The organism is Gordonia sp. DT219 (assembly GCF_049847065.1).
In the GTDB taxonomy this organism is placed as follows: domain Bacteria; phylum Actinomycetota; class Actinomycetes; order Mycobacteriales; family Mycobacteriaceae; genus Gordonia.
On record NZ_JBNCNR010000001.1, the window covers coordinates 445,287 to 462,777 of the forward strand.

Sequence of the window (17,491 nt, forward strand, 5' to 3'; positions counted from 1 at the left end):
TCGCACTCATCGGCTGCGTCGTAACCTGGAGCAATGACCGTCATCCACGACCACGCCGGCCGGCGTGACCGGCTGCGTGCACTCATCGGTTCCGGAGACGCTTCCGCCGATGCCTTCCTGGTCACCGACCTGACCAACCTGCGCTATCTGACCGGGTTCACCGGTTCCAATGGAGCGGCGTTGATCTGGACCGGTGGGGCGACGGGCCCCGCCGGCGACCGGATCTGCACCGACGGCCGGTATGAGACCCAGGTTGCCGAACAGTCCGGTGATCTGATGGCCGTCATCGCCCGCGACTGCCCGCCCGAGTTGCTGCGGATCGCAGCCGGGGCCGGGGCGCGGCGCATCGGTTTCGAGGCGGATGCGTTGAGCGTCTCCGCGCATCGACGGTTGAGTGCGGTGCAGCTCGCCGGCGAGGTGGAGCTGGTGGGCCGGTCGGGCCTGGTGGAGGGTTTGCGCGAGGTCAAGGATGCCGGCGAGATCACGTTGCTGCGGCGGGCGTGCGAGATCGGTGACGAGGCGTTGACCGCGATCATCGCCGAGGGTGTGTTGCGTGCCGGGTCCACCGAGCGCGAGGTGGCCAGAGCGCTCGAGTGGGAGATGTATCGCCGCGGGGCCGACGCCGTCGCCTTCGAGACGATCGTGGCCGCCGGCGCCAACTCGGCCATCCCGCATCATCGCCCGACACACGACGTCCTCGCCGACGGTGACCTCGTGAAGATCGATTTCGGAGCCGTGTTCGGTGGGTATCACTCGGACATGACGCGCACCTTCGTGTTGTCGCGCGCAGCGGACTGGCAGCGCGAGATCTATGAGTTGGTGGCGACCGCGCAGGCCGCCGGACGGGCGGCGCTGAAGCCGGGGGCAGACCTGCGCGAGGTGGACGCGGCGGCACGGACGGTGATCGCCGATGCCGGTCACGGTCCGGACTATGTGCACGGACTAGGGCACGGCGTCGGTCTCGAGATCCACGAAGCGCCGGGGATCGGCAAACTCGCGACGGGTACACTGCCTTGCGGCGCAGCGGTGACCGTGGAACCCGGGGTCTACCTCCCGGGGCGAGGCGGAGTCAGGATCGAGGACACCCTCGTCGTCACGGACGGCGATCCGGAGCTGCTGACCGCCAGCGACAAGACATTCACCGTCATCTGACGGTTCTGCCCCGCGAGAAGGAAGAGACGACACCTATGGCGACCACCGCCGACTTCAAGAACGGCCTCGTGCTGCGCATGGACCAGCAGCTGTGGCAGATCCAGGAGTTCCAGCACGTCAAGCCCGGTAAGGGACCGGCCTTCGTGCGGACCAAGATCAAGAACGTCCTCTCGGGTAAGACCGTCGACAAGACCTTCAACGCCGGTGTGAAGGTCGAGACCGCCACCGTCGACCGCCGGGACATGACCTACCTGTACAACGACGGCACCGACTACGTCTTCATGGACACCCAGGACTACGAGCAGTATCCGATCGCGCCGGACACCGTCGGTGACGGTGCCCGTTTCCTGCTCGAGAACATGACCGTGCAGGTCTCGCTGAACGAGGGTCTTGCGCTGTTCGTCGAGCTGCCGGTCACCGTCGAGCTCGAGGTCACCCACACCGATCCCGGCCTGCAGGGCGACCGCTCCACCGGCGGCACCAAGCCGGCCACGCTCGAGACCGGCACCGAGATCGCGGTTCCGTTGTTCATCAACACCGGCGACAAGCTGAAAGTCGACTCACGCGACGGCAGCTACCTCGGCCGCGTCAACAGCTGAGCGAGATCATCACACGTGAAGCAACCCGGAACCCGGCACAAGGCGCGGCGGCGCGCCATCGACCTGCTCTTCGAGGCGGAGGCCAAGGGCGTCAGTCCGGCCGACCTCGTCGGTGAACGGCGCACGCTCGTGCAGAGCGACGAGAGTGTGGGGCAGATCCATCCCTACACCGCCCGCGTGATCGACGGACTGGACACCGACGGCGCCCAGATCGACGCCGTGGTCTCGTCGCATCTGAAAGGGTGGACGCTCGATCGCCTGCCTGCGGTGGACCGCGCGATCCTGCGCCTGGCCACGTGGGAACTGTTCAACGCCACCGATGTCGACCCGGTGGTGGTGGTCGACGAGGCCGTCGAGTTGGCCAAAGAACTGTCCACCGACGACTCGCCCGCGTTCGTCAACGGGGTGCTGGGCACGATCGCCGAACTCGCACCCCAGGTCCGGGCCGCGCAGGCCGCCGGATCCGATCACGACAATCCGTGATCGCCTCGGCGGTTCGGGCCCCTGCCGGTTCGTTTCCGACCGGTGGCCCGGTGTAGGGTGAAGCCGACAGACATCCTTTAACGATCCGTCCCGTGAGGCGGAGAAGGAGGTCGGCGTGGTCACGCCCACCAACGGTGCCGCCTCGGGTCGGCGAGTTCTCCTCGATGCCGGTGACGTCTCCCGCACCATCGCCCGGGTCGCGCATCAGGTGATCGAGAAGAACGCACTCGACGCCCCCGACGCACCTCGCGTCATCATCATCGGAATCCCCACTCGGGGTACTGCTCTCGCCGATCGGCTGGCGGCGAAGATCGCCGAATTCGCGGGCCGGGAGATTCCGGTCGGCTATCTCGACATCACGCTCTATCGTGATGATCTGCGCGACAAGCCACATCGCCCGCTCGAGCGGACGATGGTGCCCGCCGGCGGTGTGGACCACGCGATCGTCGTCCTCGTCGACGACGTCCTCTATTCAGGCCGCACGGTCCGCGCCGCGCTCGATGCGCTGCGTGATCTCGGTCGCCCCGACGCCGTACAGCTGGCCGTGCTCATCGATCGCGGTCATCGCGAATTGCCCTTGCGCGCAGACTATGTCGGCAAGAACATCCCCACCTCACGGGACGAGAACGTCGCAGTGCATCTCACCGAACACGATGAGGTCGACGAGGTCGTGCTCACCGCGTCCGGGGCGGAGGAGCGCTGATGCGCCACCTGTTGTCCACCGAAGGACTGTCGGCGCAGGAGGCGACCGAACTGCTCGACGAGGCGCAGCGTTTCGAGCAGGCGCTGGCCGGTCGTGAGGTCCGCAAACTACCCACCCTGCGCGGGCGCACCGTGATGACGGTGTTCTATGAGAACTCCACCCGCACCCGCGTGTCCTTCGAGACCGCGGGCAAATGGATGAGCGCCGACGTGATCAACGTGTCGGCGTCGAGTTCGTCGGCAGGCAAGGGTGAATCGCTACGGGACACCGCAATGACATTGCGCGCCATCGGTGCCGACGCCCTGATCGTGCGGCACCCGGCTTCGGGTGCGGCGCAACAGATTGCGCAGTGGACCGCGGGTACCGACGGCGACGGCCCCGCGGTGATCAACGCCGGTGACGGCACGCACGAGCACCCCACTCAGGCGCTGCTCGACGCCCTGACCCTGCGACAGCGTCTCGGTTCGCTGACCGGTCGGCGCGTTGCGATCGTCGGTGATGTCCTGCACTCGCGGGTGGCCCGGTCCAATGCGCATCTGCTCTCGACGCTGGGCGCCGAGGTGGTGCTCGTGGCGCCGCCGACCCTGTTGCCGGTGGGAGTCGAGTCGTGGCCGGTCACCGTCTCGGCCGACCTCGACGCCGAACTGCCCGCGGTGGATGCGGTGATGATGCTGCGGGTGCAGGCCGAACGCATGAACGGCGGATTCTTCCCGAGTTCGCGGGAGTACTCGGTGCGCTACGGACTGTCCGAGCGGCGGCGCGAGCTCCTCGGGGAGGATGCGGTGATTCTGCATCCGGGTCCGATGTTGCGTGGCATGGAGATCGGGTTCTCGGTTGCCGACGCCCCGCAGGCGACGGTCCTCGAGCAGGTGCGCAACGGAGTGCACGTGCGGATGGCGGTGCTGTTCCGTCTGCTCGTCGGCACCGAACAGACAGGAGTGTCCCAGTGAGTGGCCAGAAGAGCACGGGAACTGTTGTGCTCCAGCAAGTTCGGCCGTATGGCGACGATCTGGTCGACGTGGTCGTCGTCGACGGCGAGATCGCCGAGATCGGGGCCTCGGTCACGGTGCCCGCCGATGCGCAGCGCATCGACGGTGGCGGCAAGATCCTGCTGCCCGGGTTCGTCGACCTGCACACCCACCTGCGTGAACCCGGCCGCGAGGACACCGAGACCATCCGCACCGGATCGCGGGCCGCCGCACTCGGCGGGTACACCGCGGTCTTCGCGATGGCCAACACCGACCCGGTCGCCGACAACGCCACCATCACCGACAATGTGTGGCGGGTCGGGCGCGACGTCGGCCTGGTCGATGTACACCCCGTAGGAGCGGTGACCGTCGGTCTGGGCGGTACGCAGCTCGCCGAGATGGGCATGATGGCCGCCGGTGCGGCAGGTGTCCGGATGTTCAGCGATGACGGCAAGTGCGTACACGACCCACTGATGATGCGCCGGGCCCTCGAGTACGCCAGGGGGCTCGATGTCCTGATCGCCCAGCATGCCGAGGAACCACGGTTGACCAAGGGGTCGATCGCGCACGAGGGTCCGGTCGCAGCCCGGCTGGGCCTGACCGGGTGGCCACGCGCCGCCGAGGAATCGATCGTGGTGCGCGATGCGTTGCTCGCCCGCGACGCCGGGGCCCGCGTCCACATCTGCCACGCATCCACCGAGGGCACCGTCGAACTGCTGCGCTGGGCCAAGGATCAGGGCATCGCCATCACCGCCGAGGTCACCCCGCATCACCTGTCGCTCACCGACGAACGCCTCACGACCTACGACCCGGTCAACAAGGTGAATCCGCCGCTTCGGGAGGAGCGCGACACCCGCGCGCTGCGCCGGGCCCTCGCCGACGGCATCGTCGACTGCGTCGCCACCGACCACGCACCGCACGCCGCACAGGACAAATGCTGCGAGTTCGCGATCGCCAAACCCGGCATGCTCGGATTGGAGACGGCGCTGGCCATCGTCGTCGACACGATGCTGACCCCGGGACTGCTCGACTGGCGTGGCGTGGCGCGCGTGATGAGCGAACGGCCGGCGCAGATCGCCGGTCTCACCGATCAGGGACGGCCGATCGCGGTCGGTGAACCGGCCAACCTCACGATCGTCGATCCCGATGCCTCCTGGGTGGTGCGTGGCGACCAGCTGGCCAGTCTCTCGTCGAACACCCCGTACGAGGAGATGACGATGTCGGCGCGGGTCACCGCCACCTTGCTGCGCGGTGTCGTCACCGCACGTGGCGGGCAGGCGAGCGCATGAACGAGATCCTCCTCGACCTCATCATCGTGATCGTCGTCCTGGCGGTGTGGCTGGCCCTGGTGGTCGCGTTGCTGCGCGGATGGCGCAACCGGGGCCGCCGACAGGCCGACGCAATCGGTGAAGTCCCATCCGTGCCGGCCGATCCCGGTGACACGTTGCTCGGTCCCGACTCCGGCATGTATCTGGGCGCCACCTTCGCGCCCAGCTGGCAGAACCGGGTCGCGGTCGGCGACTACGGGGATCGCGCCGCCGCCACGTTCCGCGCCCATCCCACGGGAATCCACATCGAGCGCAACGGGGCCACCGATGTCTGGATTCCGCGGGCGGCGATCACCGCAATCCGCACCGAACGTGGCCACGCGGGCAAGGTGATGGGCGCCGCCGGCGTGTTGGTGATCCGCTGGATACTGCCCTCCGGTACCGAGCTCGACACCGGATTCCGCGCCGACGACAAGGCCGTCTACGCCTCGTGGATCGCCGAATTCGAGGTTCCCGCAGACACTTCCGCGCCGGCTTCGCAGCCCGACCCGGCGCAGCCCGATACCGAACAGAGGAATGGACAATGACCGCAGCGGTACTGGTGCTCGAGAACGGCCAGGTCTTTACCGGTCGCGCTTACGGCGCCGTCGGCGAGACGCTCGGCGAGGCCGTGTTCTGCACGGCGATGACCGGATACCAGGAGACCCTCACCGATCCCAGCTATCACCGCCAGATCGTGGTGGCAACCGCTCCGCAGATCGGCAACACCGGATGGAACACCGAGGACGGGGAGTCCGCGGGCAGTGCGGGCAGCGACCACCTCGACGGCGATTCCGGGAAGATCTGGGTGGCCGGTTACGCGATCCGCAATCCCACTCGGCGCGTGTCGAATTGGCGCGCGACAACGACTCTCGAGGATGAACTGAGCACGCAGGGTGTGGTCGGTATCGCCGGCATCGACACCCGCACCGTGGTGCGGGTGCTGCGCGATCACGGTTCGATGCGCGCCGGCGTGTTCTCCGGCCCGGCGCTCGCCGCCGACGACGAACTCCTGAACCGGGTGCGCAGTCAACCCGAGATGAAGGGCGCCGACCTGGCCGGCGAGGTATCCACCGACGCCGGATATCTCGTCGAGCCGGCAGCGGGAGCGAAGACGCGCTTCACCGTCGCCGCGATAGACCTGGGAATCAAGACCAACACCCCCCGGATGTTCGCCGAACGGGGAGTGGCCGTGCATGTACTGCCCGCGGACACCTCGTTCGAGACGATCGCCGGGCTGAAGCCCGACGGGGTGTTCCTGTCCAACGGCCCCGGCGACCCGGCAACAGCCGACACCGCGGTCGCACTGACCCGCGAGGTCCTCGGTGCAGACCTGCCGTTGTTCGGCATCTGTTTTGGCAACCAGATCCTCGGCCGCGCGCTGGGCCGCGGCACCTACAAGATGGCCTTCGGCCATCGCGGAATCAACATCCCGGTCATCGATCACGCCACCGGAAAGGTGTCGATCACCTCGCAGAACCACGGCTTCGCACTCGAGGGCGAGGCCGGGGAGGAGTTCGACACCGATTTCGGCCGGGCCCGCGTCAGCCACGTCTGCGCCAACGACGGCACCGTCGAGGGTGTCGAATTGCTTTCCGGCCGAGCCTTTTCGGTGCAATACCATCCCGAGGCGGCCGCCGGACCACACGACGCCGCCTACCTCTTCGACAAATTCGTCACCCTCCTCGAGGATGACCGCGCCAACGGAACGAGGGCCTGATGCCGCGCCGCACCGATCTGTCCCATGTCCTGGTGATCGGCTCCGGACCGATCGTCATCGGCCAGGCCTGCGAGTTCGACTATTCCGGAACCCAGGCCTGCCGCGTCCTCAAGGCGGAGGGACTGCGGGTGAGCCTGGTGAACTCCAACCCGGCCACGATCATGACCGATCCCGAGTTCGCCGACGCGACCTACATCGAACCGATCACGCCGGAATACGTCGAGAAGGTCATCGAGGCCGAGCGCGACGCCGGGCACCCCATCGACGCGGTGCTGGCGACCCTCGGCGGTCAGACGGCGCTCAATGCCGCTGTGGCACTACATGACCGGGGTTCGCTGGAGAAGTACGGCATAGAGCTGATCGGCGCCGACTTCGACGCGATCCAGCGCGGCGAGGACCGGCAGATGTTCAAGGACATCGTGGCCAAGGTCGGCGGCGAGAGTGCCCGCTCACGGGTCTGCCACACGATGGCCGAGGCGCACGAGACCGTCGCCGAACTCGGCTACCCCGTCGTCGTGCGACCGTCGTTCACGATGGGCGGCCTCGGCTCCGGGATGGCTTATGACGCAGCAGATCTCGAGCGGATCGCCGGTGGTGGGCTGGCCGCCTCGCCGACCGCCAACGTGCTGATCGAGGAGTCGATCCTCGGTTGGAAGGAATACGAACTCGAGCTGATGCGCGACAACCGCGACAACGTGGTCGTCATCTGTTCGATCGAGAACGTGGACCCGGTCGGCGTGCACACCGGGGACTCGGTGACCGTCGCCCCGGCGATGACGCTGACCGACCGCGAATACCAGATCATGCGTGACCTCTCGATCGATATCCTGCGCGAGGTCGGTGTGGACACCGGCGGCTGCAACATCCAGTTCGCGCAGGACCCCCGCGACGGTCGCCTCATCGTCATCGAGATGAACCCGCGTGTGTCGCGGTCATCGGCATTGGCCTCCAAGGCAACCGGTTTCCCGATCGCCAAGATCGCCGCGAAGCTCGCCATCGGCTACCGCCTCGACGAGATCACCAACGACATCACCAAGGAGACGCCGGCGTGTTTCGAGCCGACGCTCGACTACGTCGTGGTCAAGGCGCCCCGATTCGCCTTCGAGAAGTTCCCGGGAGCCGACGACACCCTCACCACGACGATGAAATCGGTGGGTGAGGCGATGAGCCTGGGCCGATCCTTCGCCGAGGCGCTGGGCAAGGTGATGCGTTCGCTGGAGACCAAGGCCGCCGGCTTCTGGACCGAGCCGGGCCGACCCGATCCCGCATCGCTGGACCTCGATGCTCTCCTCGACTCGTTGCGTACCCCCAAAGACGGGCGCCTCTACGGCATCATGCTCGCGTTCGAGGCCGGTGCGAGTATCGAGCAACTCTACGAGGCAACGGCGATCGACCCGTGGTTCCTCGCCGAGATCGGCGGCATCGCCGACCTCGGCGCACAGATCCGCGACGCCGACGCAGTGTCCCCGGACCTTCTGCGCGAAGCGAAGTCGACCGGCTTCTCCGATCGCCAGATCGCAGCGCTGCGTAGCGATTTCGCCGACGAGGATGCGGTACGGCAGTTCCGCCACGCCGCCGGGATACGTCCGGTGTACAAGACGGTCGACACCTGCGCGGCGGAGTTCGAGGCCCGCACCCCCTACCACTATTCCACCTACGAACTCGACCCGGCGGCCATCAGTGAGATCGCGCCGCAACCCGACCGGCCCAAGGTACTCATCCTCGGTTCCGGGCCCAACCGGATCGGTCAGGGCATCGAGTTCGACTACTCCTGTGTGCATGCGGCCCTCACCCTCAGCGAGGCCGGCTACGAGACGGTCATGGTCAACTGCAATCCCGAGACCGTCTCGACCGACTACGACACCGCCGACCGCCTGTACTTCGAGCCGCTGACCTTCGAGGACGTGCTCGAGGTGTTCCACGCCGAGTCGGTCTCGGGTACGGTGGCCGGCGTCATCGTGCAGCTCGGCGGCCAGACCCCGCTGGGCCTGGCCAATCGCCTCGAGGCGGCCGGCGTGCCGATCGTCGGCACCAGTCCCGCCGCGATCGATCTGGCCGAGGACCGCGGCGAATTCGGCAAGGTGCTCACCGCCGCCGGTCTGCCCGCGCCCGCATTCGGTGCCGCCACCAGCTTCGACGACGCCCGCGACATCGCGGCCCGCATCGGATACCCGGTACTCGTCCGCCCGTCGTATGTACTCGGCGGCCGGGGAATGGAGATCGTCTACGACGAGCAGTCCCTCGCCGACTACATCTCCCGTGCCACGGAATTGACTCCCGATCATCCCGTTCTGGTCGACCGGTTCCTCGAGGATGCCGTCGAGATCGACGTCGACGCGTTGTGTGACGGCACCGAGGTCTACATCGGCGGGATCATGGAGCACATCGAGGAGGCAGGTATCCATTCCGGTGACTCGGCGTGCGCGCTGCCGCCGGTGACGCTCGGACGATCGGATCTCGCGATGGTGCGGGAGTCCACCGAAGCCCTCGCCAAGGGCATCGGGGTACGCGGCCTGCTCAACGTGCAGTACGCGCTCAAGGACGACGTCCTGTATGTGCTGGAGGCGAATCCGCGGGCCAGCCGTACCGTGCCCTTCGTCTCCAAGGCCACCGCGGTGCCGCTGGCCAAGGCGTGCGCACGGGTGATGATGGGCACCTCGATCGCCGAGCTGCGCGATCAGGGCATCCTGTTGGCCACCGGTGACGGCGGCGACGCCCCGGCGCACGCACCGATCGCCGTGAAGGAAGCGGTGCTGCCCTTCAACAGGTTCCGGCGTCATGACGGGACCGGGGTGGACGTGCTGCTGAGCCCGGAGATGAAGTCGACCGGCGAGGTGATGGGCATCGACGCCGACTTCGGCCGTGCCTTCGCGAAGTCGCAGACGGCCGCCTACGGATCGTTGCCCACCGCCGGTGCGGTCTTCGTGTCGGTGGCCAACAAGGACAAACGGGCACTGTTGTTCCCGGTCAAACACCTCGCCGATCTCGGATTCACCATCCTGGCGACCGAGGGCACCGCGGAAGTGTTGCGCCGCAACGGCATCGAGTCGACGACGGTACGCAAACACTTCGAGTCGGTACCGGGGGAGCCGACCATTCTCGACGCCATCGCGAGCGGCGAGGTGGTGATGGTGATCAACACCCCCTACGGCCAGTCCGGACCGCGGGTCGACGGCTACGAGATCCGTAGTGCGGCAGTCGGGGCCGGCATCCCGTGTATCACGACGGTGCAGGGCGCCAGTGCCGCGGTACACGGCATCGAGGCCGCGCGCGGCAACCGGATGGGCGTCGAGGCGCTGCAACGACGCCACGCGGCGCTGGTTAACGAGCAATGACCGGCTTCGGTCCCCGCTTCCGTGCCGCGGTCGGCACCAGAGGACGGCTGTGCGCGGGCATCGATCCGCATTCCGAACTCCTCGAGAGCTGGGGACTCGGCGTGGACGCGGCCGGACTCGACCGGTTCGCCGACATCTGCATTGCGGCACTCGCCCCGGTGGCGGCGGTCGTCAAACCACAGGTCGCGTTCTTCGAACCCTTCGGGGCGGCGGGGTTCGCGACACTCGAACGTGTCATCGCCGAATGCCGCGGGGCCGGGGCGCTGGTGCTCGCCGACGCCAAACGTGGTGACATCGGGTCGACGATGGCCGCGTATGCCAGGGCCTGGCTCGACGATTCCTCGCCGCTGGCCGCCGACGCGGTCACCGTCTCTCCATATCTTGGATTCGGTTCGCTTGCACCGGCTTTCGACGCCGCCCGGGCCGCGCAACGAGGTGCGTTCGTGCTGGCGCGGACCTCCAACCCGGACGGGGCCGGTGTGCAGCTCGCCGACGCCGGCGGGCGTCCGGTGGGGCAGCGGATCGTCGACGCCGCGGCCGCGGCCAACACCGATGGATCGGGAACGCTGGGCGTCGTGGTCGGGGCGACCCGCGCACATGGCCTGGATCTCACGACGCTGGCCGGCCCGATCCTCGCACCCGGACTCGGCGCTCAGGGCGCCACGGCCGCAGATCTCGGCGCGGTCTTCGCCGACGCCGACCTCAGCTGGCTCCTGCCGGCGTCCTCGCGCGGAGTGCTGCGCGCCGGGCCCGACGCCGCCGCGGTGCGCAGCGCATTCGAGACCGCGCGCGACGAGGTGGAGTCGGCGCTGCAGTAGCCGTAGCACCAGCGACCGGAGCAGGAGGGGAACCGATGCGCCTGTCCCGCAGCGGCTGGCTCGCCGCGACCGGCATGGCGCTGCGCCCCGCCGTCGCTCCATGGGCGCTGCGACCGGCGGCCGCGGTGATCGTCGCGGCCGCCGCGGTCTGTGCCATCGGCATCCCACTCGGCCGCCCCGACCTCGTCGCGGTGTGCCTGTTCGGCACCGCGTGCGCCGCGGTGCTCGCCGACCGCACCGGCACCCGAGCGATCTATGCGACGTCGTTGCTCTGGCAGGCACTGGGCGCCTGCGCGGGTATCGCGCTCGGCTCGCTCACCCATGGGCCGATCGGCTCGGTCGTGCTCGCCGGCGCGGTGGGCGCGTTCTCCGGGCCACTGGGACGTCTGGGGCGGGCGGGTGCCGGTGCCGGCCTGATGGCGATCATCGGGGTGGCGTTTGCCGCGTTCGGCGGCTCTGCGTTGTCGTGGTATCAGCAATGCCTGTGCTATCTCGCCGGCACCGCGGCGATCGCCGTCGCCGATCTCGGACCGTGGCCGTGGCGGCCGCGAGATGTGCGGCGGGCCGCGGTCGTGGAGGTGTTCCGGGCGTGCGCGGCGGTGTTCGAGTCGGCGGGCAGCCGCGCGGCGCCCACCGCGCGGTCCGGGCTCGTCGCCGCATCACAGCGCGCGCGGAAGGTGGTCTTCGGCCCTCGCCTGCGGTGGCGACGGCGGCCGGTGCCGTACGAGGACGTGTGGCGACGCGCCGCCGACGCCGCACTGCAGGCCGCTGCCGCGACGGTCGATCGGCAGGCTCGACCGGCCGAGGCCGCACAAATGCGCATCTGGGCCGACGCTCTCCAGAATGGCGACCGAATCGACTGGCCCACAGCAGAACCGGTGGATGTGGCCCCTCCGGCCGAGCTGCGAGCCCGGGCGGTCGTGGGGCGCGGGGCATGGGCCGACGGCATCCGGATCGGCTGGTGCATGGCGCTGGCGACGGCGGTCACCCTGCTGTTGCACGACCCCGGACATGCACTGTGGATCCCGTTGACGGTCAGCGTTCTGGTGCGTCCCGAATACGGCACTGTGTTCGTCCGGGTCGTCAACCGGCTCGCAGGCACGCTCGCCGGCGGTGCGCTCGCGGCGGCCCTGCTCCTGGTGCTGGGCAGCGGGCCGCCCGTCGCGGCCGCCGCGGCGATCGCCATCGGCTTCTCGGTCGCCGCGGCCCCGAAGTCCTACGCGCTCAGTGTGATCGGTGTGACTTGTGGAGCGCTGATGAGCGCATCGATCGCGACCGCGGACCCCGTCGTGCCGCTCATTCGGGTGGGCGACACCCTGATCGGCGCGGCGATCGCGGTCGTCTTCGGCTTCGTGCTGTGGCCCGGCCGGGGAGCCCCCGACCCGTCGCAGGGGTTGCGCGCCGCGGTCACCGCGAGCGCCGACTACCTGCGGGCGGTGACCACGGGAACGGACGTGGCCGCGGCCTCGGAGCAGGCGTACACGGCGGCAGGCAACGCCATCGACCTGAGCCGGGCCGCCCTACTCGAGCCACCACCGGTCGGCGCCCTCGCCCGCCGATCCCTGGCCCGGTCCCTGGCCGTGAAGTCGATCGTCGACGAGATCACCGCACTGCGCCGCCACGGCGGCGACTCCACTGCCGCGGTCCTGCGCGGCCGGCTGGCAAATATCGAGAACGAGTCCACCGCAGGCGGCGAGTAGGCGTCGGTCGGCCCGTCGGCCCGATAGTCTCATCTTCCGGACGGTGCACTCCGCGCGCCCGACACGAGCAGGAGACGCGAGATGACCGTTCGCAGACAACGATCGGCGGCGGTGCTCATCGCCGTCGCGCTGACACTGCGGAGCTGGGCGATGGCCGGTGCGGGCCTGCCGGGAGCGGCGGCCGCCGACCCGCCCGGCAACGGGTTCGATAGCGCGCCACCATCGTTCACCGACGCGGCGCCGGGCGCGGTGCTGCGCACGCGTGAGGTCACCATCGGGATCGCCGGCGTCGCGACGCCGCTGCGCGCCACCCAGGCGCTCTACCGCACCACCGACCAACAGGGCGCACCGAGTACCACGGTGACCACCGTGGTGCGTCCGCCGACCGCGCCCGCCGCGACACGTCTGGTCAGTTTTCACACGGCCTACGACGGACTCGGCGCGGCCTGCGACCCGTCCTATACCCTCCAAGGCGACGATCCGACGCGGGTCACCGTCGTCGAACAGACGGCGATGGCACGGTATCTCGCCGCCGGCTACACCCTGGTCGTCTCCGACTACGAGGGGCCGGACCTGGAGTGGACCGTGGGGCGCCAGTCCGGCTACGCCGCCCTCGACGGCATCCGCGCCGCCGAGTCGGTGTTGCGGCTGCCGCGCAGTACCCCGGTGGGACTGGTCGGCTATTCGGGCGGGTCGGTACCCACCGACTACGCGGCCGAGGTCGCACCCCGATACGCCCCCGAGCTGCGCATCGTCGGCGCCGCCGCCGGCGGACTTCCCGTGGAACTGGCACACAACCTGCCGTATGTGAGCGGATCGAGTCAGTGGGCGGGGGTCATCCCCGCGATCGTGGTCGCCTACCAGCGCGCCTACGGACTCGACACCTCGTCGTTCCTGTCGCCCCGTGGAACCCAGCTGACATCGACGGTCGCCGACGAGTGCATCGCCGCGTTCGCCGCGAGGTATCCGGGGCTCACCGATGCCGAGATGGTCCGCGGCCCCTTCCGATCGCTCTTGGACGTGCCCGCGGTGGCAGCTGCGCTGAACGACAACATCATGGGTACCGCAGGAACACCGCGGATTCCGATGTTCCTGGGTGTCGGGCATTCCGACGCCACCGGGGACTCGGTGATGATCACCGGCGACGTCCGCACCCTGGGGCGAACGTTCTGCGGCCGCGGCGTCCGTGTCGACTTCCACACCTACGAGGGCAAGTCGCACGGTGCGGCGTACGTACCCTTTGCCGCCGACGGCTTCGACTTCCTGGCCGCCCGATTCGCCGGCCGTCCGGCCATCGACACCTGCGCGGTCATCGCACCCGGCCCGGCGCTGGCACCGATCCCGGTGCCGTAGGAGGTCACTGTGAACCGGACCATCAGTGTCGTCGTCGTCGACGACCACCCGTTCTTCCGGGACGGGCTTGCTCGCGGACTGGCCGCCGGCGGAGCAATCCGGGTGCTCGGCGAAGCCCCCGACGCGCGCACCGGCATCGAGGTGATCGGCGACCTGAAACCCGACGTGGCGGTCGTGGACTACCAGATGCCGGGCATGACCGGCATCGATCTCGTCCATGCGCTCACGCGGGACAAGTCGGCAACCAAGGTGCTGCTGCTGTCGGCGATCACCGATTCGGTGGTCGTCTTCGATGCACTGCGCGAGGGCGCCGCGGGCTACATGTCCAAGGATTCCGACCGCGACGCCATCATCGCCGCGGTCGAACGGGTGGCCCGCGGTGGCACGGTCGTACCACCTGAGCTCGCCGCTGGGGTGGTCGATCAGATCCGCGCCCATTCCGAGCCGGACGCGCCGGCGCTGAGCGAACGGGAAAGCCAGGTACTCAACGGCTTTGCGCGTGGACTGTCCATCCCGCAGATCGCCGCCGAGCTCTACATCGGGGCATCCACCGTCAAGACCCATGCGGCCAACCTGTACCAGAAGCTCGGCGTCTCCGATCGGGCTGCGGCCGTCGCCGAGGGCATGCGGCGCCGCCTGATCGAATGAGCAGGCGACGCATTTCCCGAGCGGGTTTCACCGCCTGGGGTTTCTCCGGGTCGGGGGAGCCGGCCCTCGACCGCATCCTCTATCAGCACGCGCTGTTGGGTTTGCGGGTACAGGTCGTCCTGCGGCTGACCTTGACGGTGTTCCTGGTACTGGTCGTCGCGCTCGACCCGCCCGCGCAGTTGCGTGCCCCGATCTGGGCGGTCGTCGGCGCCTATCTCGCCTGGGCGCTGGCGAGTATCGCGCCGGCCCGGCGGGCGGCCCGGCGCACGCTGCGCTGGGCATGGCTGGCCCTGCTCGTCGACCTGCTCGCGCTCACCGCCGTCGCGGTGCTCGCCGCACGTTCGGATCAGACGAGCTGGACCTCCGATGTGTTGCTCACCGGATTCGCGTTCATCCCGATGGCCGCGGCGACGCAGTTGCGCCCGGCGGTGTGTGCGGCGATCGCGGTACCGACCACGCTGGTGTTTCTTCTCACCAGCGCCGCTGCCCGGTCTGCCAACGGCGAGCCGTGGTCGTCGGTGCTGTTGCACACGCTCGTGATCGCCGGGCTGGGCGCGGGCAGCATCCTGCTCTCGGCCGTGGCCCGCTCACGGGTGCTCACGATCGCCACCCTGGCCCGGGAACGCTCGAAGCTACTCGACGACGCGGTGCGGATCGAGGCCCGTGAGCGTCGCGAACTCGCCGAGGCGCTGCACGACGGCGCACTGCAGTTCGTGCTCGCCGCCCGGGCCGAGATGGACGCCGTGCGACGCGGCGAGCCCGTCGCCATCGACCGGGTGGACACCGCGCTCGCACAGTCCGGCCGGCTGTTGCGTTCGACACTCGCCGCGCTGAATCCGGCCGTCCTCGAACGTCACGGGTTGTCCACCGCGATCACCGAACTTGCGCGGGCAACCGAATCGTCGTCGGACCTGTCGATTCTCGTAGACACCGCGGCCTGGCCCGATCATCCGACCGCCGCCGACGCCCTGCTCTTCGCGGCCGCGCGCGAACTGCTGGGCAATGTGGTCCGGCACGCCCGGGCCCGGCACGTCGAGATGACCCTGGAACACGCCGACGGGCAGGCCCGACTCGTGGTGGTGGACGACGGGATCGGGATCACCGACGACGACGTGTCGCAGCAGAGCCTCGACGCGCGGATGGCGAACGGACACCTCGGTCTCGCATCACGGCGCGTGCGGCTGGCCGTCGCCGGCGGATCATTGTCGGTGCGGCCCCGGACCGGGAGCGGAACGGTGGCCGTGGCAACCGTGCCACTCGAGCCGTGAGGTGGGCGGCGCCCCGCCGACGAGTGCACGACACGCGCAACACGCAATCGATGTTCCGAAAAATCGTGGCCGATCACATCTGTCGCAGCAGTCCCATCCGCATCGGTCACCGATGGCCGAGACCGTCGGCCCGGTAGCTGCTCTCCGTTGGCTGCGATCTCATTCTTACGTCGCTCACCTGCGGTTATCGTCGCAACACGTCAGGGCCCCGGGGTAGGGTGGTCCTCGGTCCGCCCGCACATCAGGGTCGATCCGCGGGCAACCTACAGCACCGCCATCACGGCGCTTACCAGGGGTGGCCCTCGCAAATGCCTGCTCACGTGGGTACGGTCGCTTTCGCCGCATCCAATCGGTGAGTGCAGGTCGCAGCGTTTGCTCGCGGCGGCCCACCGCCCCCGCTTCGAGCGGCCACACGCCACCGGGCACCACATGGTGCCGGTGCAGTCCAGATCGAGAACGAAAGACGGAGGAACCCGTGGCGCTTCCCCAGTTGACAGACGAGCAGCGCGCCGCTGCGTTGGAGAAGGCTGCTGCCGCCCGCCGAGCGCGCGCCGAACTCAAAGAGCGGCTCAAGCGTGGCGGCACTGACCTCAAGCAGGTGCTCAAGGACGCCGAAGACGACGAGATCTTGGGCAAGATGAAGGTCTCGGCTCTGCTCGAAGCCCTGCCGAAGGTCGGCAAGGTCAAGGCGCAGGAAATCATGACCGAGCTGGAGATCGCCCCGACCCGCCGCCTGCGCGGTCTCGGTGACCGTCAGCGCAAGGCGCTGCTCGAGAAGTTCAGCTCCTGATCGAGCACGTCCAACACAGCAGCGTGACGGCGACACAGCCCACACGTACGAGGGGCCGACTGGTGGTACTGGTCGGCCCCTCTGCTGTGGGCAAGTCGACGGTGGTGTCGCGGGTCCGGGAACTGCTCCCGGCGCTGTGGTTCAGCGTGTCGGCAACCACTCGAGAGCCGCGGCCGGGCGAGGTCGACGGTCGCGATTATCACTTCGTGTCGCGCGCCGAGTTCGATCACATGATCGCCGCAGGCGAGTTGCTCGAATGGGCCGACATCCACGGCGGGTTACAGCGTTCGGGGACGCCGCTGCACCCCGTGGAGACGGCTCTGGCCTCCGGGGCGCCGGTCCTGCTGGAGGTCGACCTCACCGGTGCCCGCAACATCCGCCACCGGCTTCCCGAGGCGGTCCTGGTGTTCCTGGCGCCGCCGAGCTGGGACGAACTCGAGTCACGATTGCACGGCCGGGGCACCGAAACGCCCGAGGCGATCGACGCGCGATTGACCACCGCACGCAGCGAGATGGCTGCTCAGGACGAGTTCGATCACGTCATCGTCAACTCCCGGGTCGACCGCGCCGCCGAAGAATTGGTATCCTTGCTGGTCGGACCCGAATCAGCGGCGAGCTGACCCGTCGCATGGCGCGGACACCGCCGA

General features: G+C 68.8%; 16 protein-coding genes. All 16 read left to right on the plus strand.

Going from position 1 to position 17,491, the window contains the following annotated elements; genetic code table 11:
- Positions 1 to 33: 33 nt before the first annotated feature.
- The gene (locus tag ACPXB3_RS02175; protein ID WP_425726190.1) at positions 34 to 1,152 is read left to right on the plus strand and encodes a M24 family metallopeptidase; all 1,119 of its coding nucleotides are present in this window, start codon (positions 34 to 36) and stop codon (positions 1,150 to 1,152) included.
- A 35-nt stretch (positions 1,153 to 1,187) separates the two neighbouring features.
- A complete protein-coding gene (efp, locus tag ACPXB3_RS02180) occupies positions 1,188 to 1,751 on the plus strand; it encodes an elongation factor P (protein ID WP_425702879.1) in 564 nt (187 codons plus the stop codon).
- A gap of 15 nt (positions 1,752 to 1,766) precedes the next feature.
- Positions 1,767 to 2,234, plus strand: coding sequence for a transcription antitermination factor NusB (gene nusB / locus ACPXB3_RS02185; RefSeq protein WP_425702878.1), 468 nt, complete (start codon positions 1,767 to 1,769; stop codon positions 2,232 to 2,234).
- A gap of 115 nt (positions 2,235 to 2,349) precedes the next feature.
- On the plus strand, positions 2,350 to 2,937 hold the full coding sequence (gene pyrR / locus ACPXB3_RS02190) for a bifunctional pyr operon transcriptional regulator/uracil phosphoribosyltransferase PyrR (protein ID WP_425702877.1): 588 nt from the start codon (positions 2,350 to 2,352) through the stop codon (positions 2,935 to 2,937).
- Complete coding sequence (locus ACPXB3_RS02195; RefSeq protein ID WP_425702875.1) at positions 2,937 to 3,887, plus strand: aspartate carbamoyltransferase catalytic subunit; 951 nt, start codon at positions 2,937 to 2,939, stop codon at positions 3,885 to 3,887. Before pyrR ends, ACPXB3_RS02195 begins: the two co-directional genes overlap by 1 nt.
- Before the next feature lie 26 nt (positions 3,888 to 3,913).
- Positions 3,914 to 5,194 carry a dihydroorotase gene (locus ACPXB3_RS02200; RefSeq protein WP_425726192.1) on the plus strand — a complete coding sequence of 427 codons (1,281 nt, stop codon included), beginning with the start codon at positions 3,914 to 3,916 and terminating at the stop codon, positions 5,192 to 5,194.
- Positions 5,191 to 5,760: a transporter gene (locus ACPXB3_RS02205; RefSeq protein ID WP_425726194.1), complete on the plus strand. Its 570-nt coding sequence runs from the start codon at positions 5,191 to 5,193 to the stop codon at positions 5,758 to 5,760. Before ACPXB3_RS02200 ends, ACPXB3_RS02205 begins: the two co-directional genes overlap by 4 nt.
- Complete coding sequence (carA, locus tag ACPXB3_RS02210) at positions 5,757 to 6,932, plus strand: glutamine-hydrolyzing carbamoyl-phosphate synthase small subunit (RefSeq protein WP_425702870.1); 1,176 nt, start codon at positions 5,757 to 5,759, stop codon at positions 6,930 to 6,932. The genes ACPXB3_RS02205 and carA overlap by 4 nt, the downstream gene beginning before the upstream one ends.
- Positions 6,932 to 10,267, plus strand: a complete 3,336-nt coding sequence (gene carB / locus ACPXB3_RS02215; protein WP_425726196.1) for a carbamoyl-phosphate synthase large subunit — start codon at positions 6,932 to 6,934, stop codon at positions 10,265 to 10,267. Before carA ends, carB begins: the two co-directional genes overlap by 1 nt.
- A complete protein-coding gene (gene pyrF / locus ACPXB3_RS02220) occupies positions 10,264 to 11,085 on the plus strand; it encodes an orotidine-5'-phosphate decarboxylase (RefSeq protein ID WP_425726198.1) in 822 nt (273 codons plus the stop codon). The genes carB and pyrF overlap by 4 nt, the downstream gene beginning before the upstream one ends.
- A gap of 35 nt (positions 11,086 to 11,120) precedes the next feature.
- Positions 11,121 to 12,785 (plus strand): FUSC family protein, encoded by a 1,665-nt coding sequence (locus tag ACPXB3_RS02225; protein ID WP_425726200.1) that lies wholly within the window; start codon positions 11,121 to 11,123, stop codon positions 12,783 to 12,785.
- A gap of 81 nt (positions 12,786 to 12,866) precedes the next feature.
- Positions 12,867 to 14,138 carry a lipase family protein gene (locus tag ACPXB3_RS02230; protein WP_425726202.1) on the plus strand — a complete coding sequence of 424 codons (1,272 nt, stop codon included), beginning with the start codon at positions 12,867 to 12,869 and terminating at the stop codon, positions 14,136 to 14,138.
- 9 nt (positions 14,139 to 14,147) lie between these two features.
- The gene (locus ACPXB3_RS02235) at positions 14,148 to 14,786 is read left to right on the plus strand and encodes a response regulator (RefSeq protein ID WP_425702861.1); all 639 of its coding nucleotides are present in this window, start codon (positions 14,148 to 14,150) and stop codon (positions 14,784 to 14,786) included.
- A complete protein-coding gene (locus ACPXB3_RS02240; RefSeq protein ID WP_425726204.1) occupies positions 14,783 to 16,054 on the plus strand; it encodes a sensor histidine kinase in 1,272 nt (423 codons plus the stop codon). Before ACPXB3_RS02235 ends, ACPXB3_RS02240 begins: the two co-directional genes overlap by 4 nt.
- A gap of 475 nt (positions 16,055 to 16,529) precedes the next feature.
- On the plus strand, positions 16,530 to 16,844 hold the full coding sequence (gene mihF, locus ACPXB3_RS02245) for an integration host factor, actinobacterial type (protein ID WP_425702858.1): 315 nt from the start codon (positions 16,530 to 16,532) through the stop codon (positions 16,842 to 16,844).
- Positions 16,845 to 16,906: 62 nt separating this feature from the next.
- Entirely contained in the window at positions 16,907 to 17,464 is a 558-nt protein-coding gene (gmk, locus tag ACPXB3_RS02250; RefSeq protein ID WP_425702856.1) for a guanylate kinase, read from the plus strand.
- The last annotated feature ends 27 nt before the right edge of the window (positions 17,465 to 17,491 follow it).